The 6,985-nt window shown below is 31.6% G+C and carries 5 protein-coding genes; 4 read left to right on the top strand and 1 reads right to left on the bottom strand.

All coding sequences use genetic code 11. From position 1 onward, the window contains the following. Window positions 1–229 precede the first annotated feature (229 nt). Window positions 230–664: a hypothetical protein gene (locus RMO70_RS09850; protein ID WP_126452889.1), complete on the top strand. Its 435-nt coding sequence runs from the start codon at window positions 230–232 to the stop codon at window positions 662–664. A 381-nt stretch (window positions 665–1,045) separates the two neighbouring features. Here the strand turns inward: RMO70_RS09850 and RMO70_RS09845 are convergent, their stop codons facing one another. Beyond that, window positions 1,046–1,411, bottom strand: a complete 366-nt coding sequence (locus RMO70_RS09845; protein WP_310556268.1) for a helix-turn-helix domain-containing protein — start codon at window positions 1,409–1,411, stop codon at window positions 1,046–1,048. Window positions 1,412–1,544: 133 nt separating this feature from the next. On the opposite strand from RMO70_RS09845, the gene RMO70_RS09840 reads away from it, so the two are divergent. From RMO70_RS09840 to RMO70_RS09830, 3 genes are all read left to right on the top strand, one after another. Then, complete coding sequence (locus RMO70_RS09840; RefSeq protein WP_310556267.1) at window positions 1,545–3,905, top strand: CHC2 zinc finger domain-containing protein; 2,361 nt, start codon at window positions 1,545–1,547, stop codon at window positions 3,903–3,905. A 173-nt stretch (window positions 3,906–4,078) separates the two neighbouring features. Continuing rightward, the gene (locus RMO70_RS09835) at window positions 4,079–4,993 is read left to right on the top strand and encodes a tyrosine-type recombinase/integrase (RefSeq protein ID WP_310556266.1); all 915 of its coding nucleotides are present in this window, start codon (window positions 4,079–4,081) and stop codon (window positions 4,991–4,993) included. Further along, window positions 4,983–5,861, top strand: coding sequence for a site-specific integrase (locus tag RMO70_RS09830; RefSeq protein WP_310556265.1), 879 nt, complete (start codon window positions 4,983–4,985; stop codon window positions 5,859–5,861). Before RMO70_RS09835 ends, RMO70_RS09830 begins: the two co-directional genes overlap by 11 nt. The last annotated feature ends 1,124 nt before the right edge of the window (window positions 5,862–6,985 follow it).

Genomic DNA, 6,985 nt, shown 5'->3' with positions numbered 1-6,985 from the left:
CTTTATCCGCCAAGTTGGGTCTTGAATTTAAAGTTTTGGGCTTTTTTGCCAATTTATATCGATAAAAAAATGAACTTTTTTTTTCAAATGAAAAAAATAAAAAATTCAATTATCTTTGAGCCGAAGAAAAAGCGTTTTTTGAAAGATTGAGTAGTGAGTTTGAGAAAGGGAAAGCCTCGGGCGAGTTAAAAATGGAGTAGGTCTTTTTGTTAGTGGACTCAATCATGCGATGCATCAGATGGATGGTCCAAATGATGAATATGACCAAGAAGGCAGAAAAGTTACTAAAGAATCTTTAGGAATTAAAAAAGGAGATTCTTCAGAAACTATGATGGGAAAATTAATGAAAGGTATGAGACCCGGAGATTATATAGATGGTGGCGATTTAGACTTTTTGAATTCCAAAATTGGACTCATTCTTGATAAAGCTACAATGTCCCCAAATGGCACTTTGCAATTAGACAGAACGTTTGCAGGAAGAATTGCAGGAGTTGGAACTGATGCTAAATTAAGTATTAAAGCACAGACTTTAAACGGAATGAAAGGTTACGACTTTAAACTGACAGGAGTTTCTACAACTAAAATTTATACATCAGGTTTTGTAAATGATAATAAACTATATTTTTATGAAAAAGGCAAGTTATTTTCTGCACCAATTAAATAGTGATAAGAAAGCCCTAGCTTTTTGTTTACTTATCTTTTTTGTAAATCTTTTGTATTTGTATCAAAATAATGATAATTATTTTATTTTGGGTTACGGTTATGGATTAGAAAAAATAATAAATTTAAATGAAACATCAAGTCCAATTATAGACATCAATGTTTTTTTCTTGAGAGTATTTAGTTACCTTGGGAATATGATTTTCTTTAATTTTATTTTTCTAATGATTTACAATCTTGTTTTTAAAACATTTAAGCCTTGTAAAATAGAAACATTATTTATTTATTTTATAAATATTCTATTAATATTAGGGATTTTATATTTTTATATAATGATGGTCTAATTAAAATATTTCACTAAAAAGCCGAGCATCACTCGGCTTTTCTATTTTACATCGTGAAGCACATTTTGAAGAGCATCTTTGAGTTTTCTTTTACCAATAAAGGCATCGAGCATAATATAAATAGTTTGTTTTTCTTCCTCGTTTAAACTTTCCATAAGCGATACTTTTTCCATAATAGATTTATCAAAAGAGTTTATTTCTTTGAGTTCTTCGGTAGAAGCAAATAAATCAGATAATGAAACGCCCATAGCATTTGCAATGCGTTCTAGAGTTGCAACAGAAGGGTCAGTTTTTCCATTTTCAATACGGCTATATTGTGCAGTATCAAGTTTAGCATTTATAGTTACTTCTTTTTGCGAAAGGCTTTTAGCAGTTCTTATTCGTTTAATATTATCGCCTATATTCATATTATGGATATTTAAAGCAACAAATTTAGCGAATAATACCATAATATTAAAACAGTTAAAAATAAACTTGTGTAATAATACAATAATATATATTTTTGTCCCATTGTAATAAAAGACAAAAAATAATTTTGCTATGGAAATTTCCGAAATAAAACAAAACTTATCCTTATCCCAAATCCTATCCCATTACGGCTTAAAACCCAAAAACAATATGCTCAATTGTCCTTTTCACGAAGATAAAACGGCGAGTTTGCAAGTCAATTTAGAAAAGCATTTTTACAAATGCCACGCTTGTGGAGCAAAAGGCGACCAAATACAATGGGTGCAGGACTATGAAAAGATAACCAAACACGAAGCCATTATAAAATGTGAGCAACTGGCAAACAGTCAAGAACCAGTAGTTTGGGAAACTAAAAAAACTACTGAAATCTCACAACTTCAAAAGGTAACTTTTTTAGAAATAATGCTTAAGAGTTTTAGAAAAGGATTAGTAAATAGTACACCAGCAAGAGAATATTGTAAGAAAAGAAATTTAGAATACAGCAAAATTGAAATCGGTTTTAATAGCGGACAATTCCACCACGGAGAGCGAAAAAGCGAAGAACTAATTAATAATAGTTTAGCAGTTGGATTGCTTTTGGATAATGGTTTAAAGTCAAATAATGGAGAAACGGCTTATAATGTTTTTGGAAAATACAGCCTAGTTTTTGCACTGAAGAATAAAGAAAATGGAATCGTATCTTTTTACTTCAGAAGCATTTTAGACAAAGAGAATGCAAAACATTTTTATCTGAAGAACCGAAGCGGACTTTATCCAAATTACCCAAATCCAGCAACTAAAAAACTCATTTTAACCGAAAGTATTATTGATTGTGCTAGTTTGTTGCAGATTGATGAAATAGCAAAAAATCACAGCGTTTTAGCGTGTTACGGAACAAATGGATTAAATGAAGAGATACAAAAAGCGATTTTAGAACTTACAGAATTAGAAGAAATAATTTTTGCTTTTGATAATGACCAAGCAGGAAAAGAAGCGGTAAAGAAATATGCTAATCAATTGCGAATTATCAATGAAAAATTAAAAATAAGCACAGTAGAACTGCCAAACAAAGACATAAACGAAACGTTACAATTGCACGAAAACGAAATATTTACAGAACTTTTAGAGCAAAGAAAAGAAGTTCCTTTTTTATTTTTAATAGAAGATTTTTCAATTGAAAATTTATCACAAAAATTACTTGAAATAGAAAGTTTAGACGATGTAAAACCAATAGTTAAAGGCGAGAATATAAGCGAAAAAATAGCTAATAAACAACAGCCAAGAGCCATAAGCCAAGAGCCAATACCTTTTCTAAAAACCAAAGAATTACTCAAAAGATTAAACGTTCAAATCGGGAAATCTGGAATAGTTGGCGAAGAAAACAGCAGGTTATTATTGTTCTTAATCATCATTAGTTATATGAACAAAAGCCCAATCCACGCCATAGTACAAGGAAGTTCGGGAAGCGGAAAAACCCATATTATTAGTCGAATTGCAGACTTAATGCCAGGAGAAGACGTACTCAGATTTACCAGGATCACCGAAAGCAGTTTGTACAATTGGGGCGAGTTTGATTTGTTTAGAAAAATCATCATTATTGAAGATTTGGACGGACTAAAAGAAGATGCTTTGTATGCTTTGAGAGAATTAATTAGTAATCAATTTTTGAGCAGTTCAGTATCAATGAAAGATAAAAAAGGAAATAATAAATCGACCAGAAAGGAAGTGAAAGGACAGTTTAGCAGTTTATCGGCAACGACCAAAGGCGAGACTTACGAGGATAATATGAGCAGAAGTTTTTTAATTGCAGTTGATGAAAGTAAAGAACAAACGCAAAGAATTATAGAGAACCAAAACAAACGGAATGCGGGAGAAATAGACCCAAAAGAAAGCCAAAAAGCAGTACAATTTATTCAAGCAATGGTTAGAAATTTGAAACATTATGAAGTGATAAATCCGTTTGCAACTAAACTACAATTACCCGAAAAGGTTCATAAAATAAGACGATTAAACGAAATGTATCAAGCAGTAATTAAACAAGTTACATTTTTAAATCAATACCAAAGGCAACTTACAAAAGACAATCAATTAATAACCGAAATCGAAGATATAGAACAAGCAACAGAGATATTATTTGAATCCATCATTTTAAAAGTGGATGAACTCGATGGAAGTTTAAGACAGTTTTTTGAACGATTGAAAAAGTATGTAAAAGACAAAGAAAACATTTTTACACAAAGAGAAATCCGCCAAGAAATGAACATCAGTAAAACCCAATTACAGCGGTTTATAAATAGTTTACTGGAGTTGGAATACATAAAATACAAAGGTGGTTTTTCTAACAAAGGATTAAAATATCAGGTTGATTATTGGGATAATTATTCTAAAATTAGAACAGAAATTAAAACGTTTTTAGTGCAACAAATAGAGCAATTAAAACCAAATAAGGTATGACCAAGAAAACAGGTATGACAAGGGTTTGGGTCGCTGTGGGTCGCTAGTGGTTCGCTATAAATCGTTGTAAAGTATTGTAGAATATAGTTTTTTAATCAAAAAATAATCTAGCGACCCTAAACCCAAAAAAACGAGTAAGCAAAAAGCATCATAGGTTTAAAAAACGTCATACGATGAAACAACTTTACAATAAAAACTACCAAGAAGAAGCCGAAAAGTATCAAGATTACTTACAAACATTAGGCTATACCAAAGCAACTTATCAAGCAAGATATTTATATTTAAAACAGTTTTTTAGTTGGTTAGAAAGTTTACAAATCAATCAATTAGAACAAGTTATACCCAAAAATATAGCAGATTATCAAAGCATTATTAAAACTCAAAAAAACGTAAGAACCAAAGAAAATTTATCAAAAGAAACAGTTTATAATCGACTGCGAAATATTCAAACTTTTTTTGGTTATGCTTTAGAACTTGGAAAACTAAAAACAAATCCAGCATCGAGTTTTAAATTTTATTCGCCAAAAGAACCAGCCGAAAGAATAATATTTACTCAAAATCAAATCAAAGAATTATACAAGACTATCGAAAACGAGCAAGAAAAAATGATTTTGAATATTGCTTATGGTTGTGGACTGCGAGTTGGGGAAATGGTAAAATTGAATAAAAAGGATATTGATTTACAAGAAAATAGATTAATTGTAGAAAATGGAAAAAACAATAAAAGGCGAATCGTTCCTATTACAAATCAAATAGTTATAGAATTAAAAGAATATTTAGAAAGTTCCCAATTATCAAATAAACCAATCTTTTTAAATATTGAAAATCGAAGAATGCAAAAATGGAGTTTTACTTTAATCTTAAAGAAATTGATTGATAAAACCAACTTTGGAAAACGATTTAAACAAGCAGAACTTAACAAAATAGGAATGCATACTTTACGCCATTCTATCGCAACACATTTACTTGAAAACGGAATGAAACTAGAACAAGTACAAACTTTTTTAGGTCATAGTAATCTAGAAACTACGCAAATTTATACACATATTAATCAAGAACAACTTAAAATTTTAGAAGATGACACTTGAAAATTATTTACTCAAAAAATACAAAAAAAGTTCCTTAAATCCGTATTTGTGTAGCATTAGAAAGTACTTTAATTTTATACAAAACAGAGCAGAAACAGCTACATATCAAGACATTTTAGAATACGTTGGGCATTTACGAAAGAACGAAAATCTACAACCAAAAACCATCAAACATTATTTATTAAACGTTAAAATTTACTATTATTATTTAATCGAAATTGGTAAAAGAAACGACCATCCTTGTAGTGAATTATACCTAAAAGACAAGATAAACAGACAAATTGCAGTCGATACTTTATACACTCCAGAAACACTCGAAAACTTCTTAAACGACACGCACAAAGACAAAATTTTACAAAGAAGAAATCAAGTAATTATTAGTTTGCTAATTTATCAAGGTTTAACGGTTGGGGAAATTTGTAATCTACAAATCGAAGATATTAATCTGGAGAAAGCCGAAATTTATATCAAATCTAGCGACAAGAAGAAATCAAGAACATTGCCATTACAAGCCAAACAAATACTACTTTTTTTGAATTATTTAAAAGAAGATTATCCAAAATTAATCCAACATATTGTATCAGAAAAACCAATAAAAACGCTCATTACAGGCAAATTAAAAGAAGAAGTTCGCCCGAATGTTTTGAACAGAATGATTAATGATCACCGAGAGAAAAGTCAACAATTACAGCCTATTAAAATCCGCCAAAGTGTAATTGCAAATCTTTTAAAAAAGGAAAATGATACTAGAATTGTACAAGTTTTTGCAGGACACAAACGAGCATCAACCACGATTTTATACAAACAAACAGAGTTAGAAATTTTACAAAATGCGATTAATTTATATCATCCAATTAGAGAAATTTAGGTTTAAAAACGAAAATCCAAATCCTAAACAGCAGAGCAAAAAAGCGGTCTCTCTTCGGTCGTTTCCTTTGTTCCGTTGCGCTGCTCCAGTCGGTCGTTCCTTCCTCCGTTCCACAGACCACAACACTTTTTTATTTTTTACAGCCTAGAAAAAAGGCAGTAAAAAACAAAAAAAGTGTTGCTCGCAATCTCCACACGGTCTCTACCCTTCTTTCGTCGTGGCTACTTTGTCTGCAACACAAACCCGCAAGAAAAATGCAGGTCAGTGTTACATCCACCGCCACTTGTGTTTTGGCGGTTGCTCAACCGCCAGCCATCACGGTTGGCGCACTTCGTTTGCCCTGAATCAAGGAACGCTAACGCTGAACTAAATTTTTTCCGTGCCGTTACACGCTCACAGCCCTACACCACTGAAAAAGTGGCTCTCGGTCTGTGGTGGCTGTCAGTGACCGCAACACCGCCACCCAGTCACAAGAAAACCAAGAAAAATGGTTTTCTTGCTCCTTTGGGGTGTTTATTTTGCTCTTCTAAATCCTGGGAATAATGAAAATCTTTTAAATAAAAAATGATGATAAATACTAACGCCCTGCGGTTGTTTGCTCATTTTTTTAGAAGAAAACCCAAGAGACTTTTCTTTAAAAAACGGCTTTTTAGTTCGGGTTTCCTTCTAAAAAAATCGAGCGCCTAATTTTTGGCTTATCGATGAAGATTTGGCAAACTCTGAATGTTTTGGGATTTTTTGGATTGGTTTTTTGATAGAATTGAAATTTTTTTTTCAAATGAAATATAAAAGTAAAACCTATTTAATCCAAGGCAAAGCCATAGATAAAGCATAGATAATGTATGAAACTTTTTTTTTTCAAATGAAAAAAATAAAAAATTCAATTATCTTTGAGCCGAAGAAAAAGCGTTTTTTGAAAGATTGAGTAGGGATTTTATGAAAGGGAAAGCCTCGGGCGAGTTAAAAATGGAGTAGGTCTTTTTGTTAGTGGGCTGAATCACGCGATGCATAAAATGGGGGATGACGGGGAGATTGACCCACCCGCAAAGAAAGGTGTTGTTCAAAAAGTGAAAGAAACAGTAACAGAGGCAATTGATTTTGTTGAAGATTTTTCTGGAGGCGTA

This window comes from Flavobacterium sp., assembly GCF_031422135.1.
Classification (GTDB): domain Bacteria; phylum Bacteroidota; class Bacteroidia; order Flavobacteriales; family Flavobacteriaceae; genus Flavobacterium.
Note: the sequence above shows the minus strand (reverse complement) of the source record. Positions and strands in the feature narration are given on the sequence as shown.

What these genes read in the sequence shown, in the direction of transcription:
- RMO70_RS09850 (WP_126452889.1), top strand. Translation starts at nt 230, where the DNA reads ATGCATCAGATGGATGGTCCAAATGATGAATATGACCAAGAAGGCAGA.
- RMO70_RS09845 (WP_310556268.1), bottom strand. Translation starts at nt 1,411, where the DNA reads ATGAATATAGGCGATAATATTAAACGAATAAGAACTGCTAAAAGCCTT.
- RMO70_RS09840 (WP_310556267.1), top strand. Translation starts at nt 1,545, where the DNA reads ATGGAAATTTCCGAAATAAAACAAAACTTATCCTTATCCCAAATCCTA.
- RMO70_RS09835 (WP_310556266.1), top strand. Translation starts at nt 4,079, where the DNA reads ATGAAACAACTTTACAATAAAAACTACCAAGAAGAAGCCGAAAAGTAT.
- RMO70_RS09830 (WP_310556265.1), top strand. Translation starts at nt 4,983, where the DNA reads ATGACACTTGAAAATTATTTACTCAAAAAATACAAAAAAAGTTCCTTA.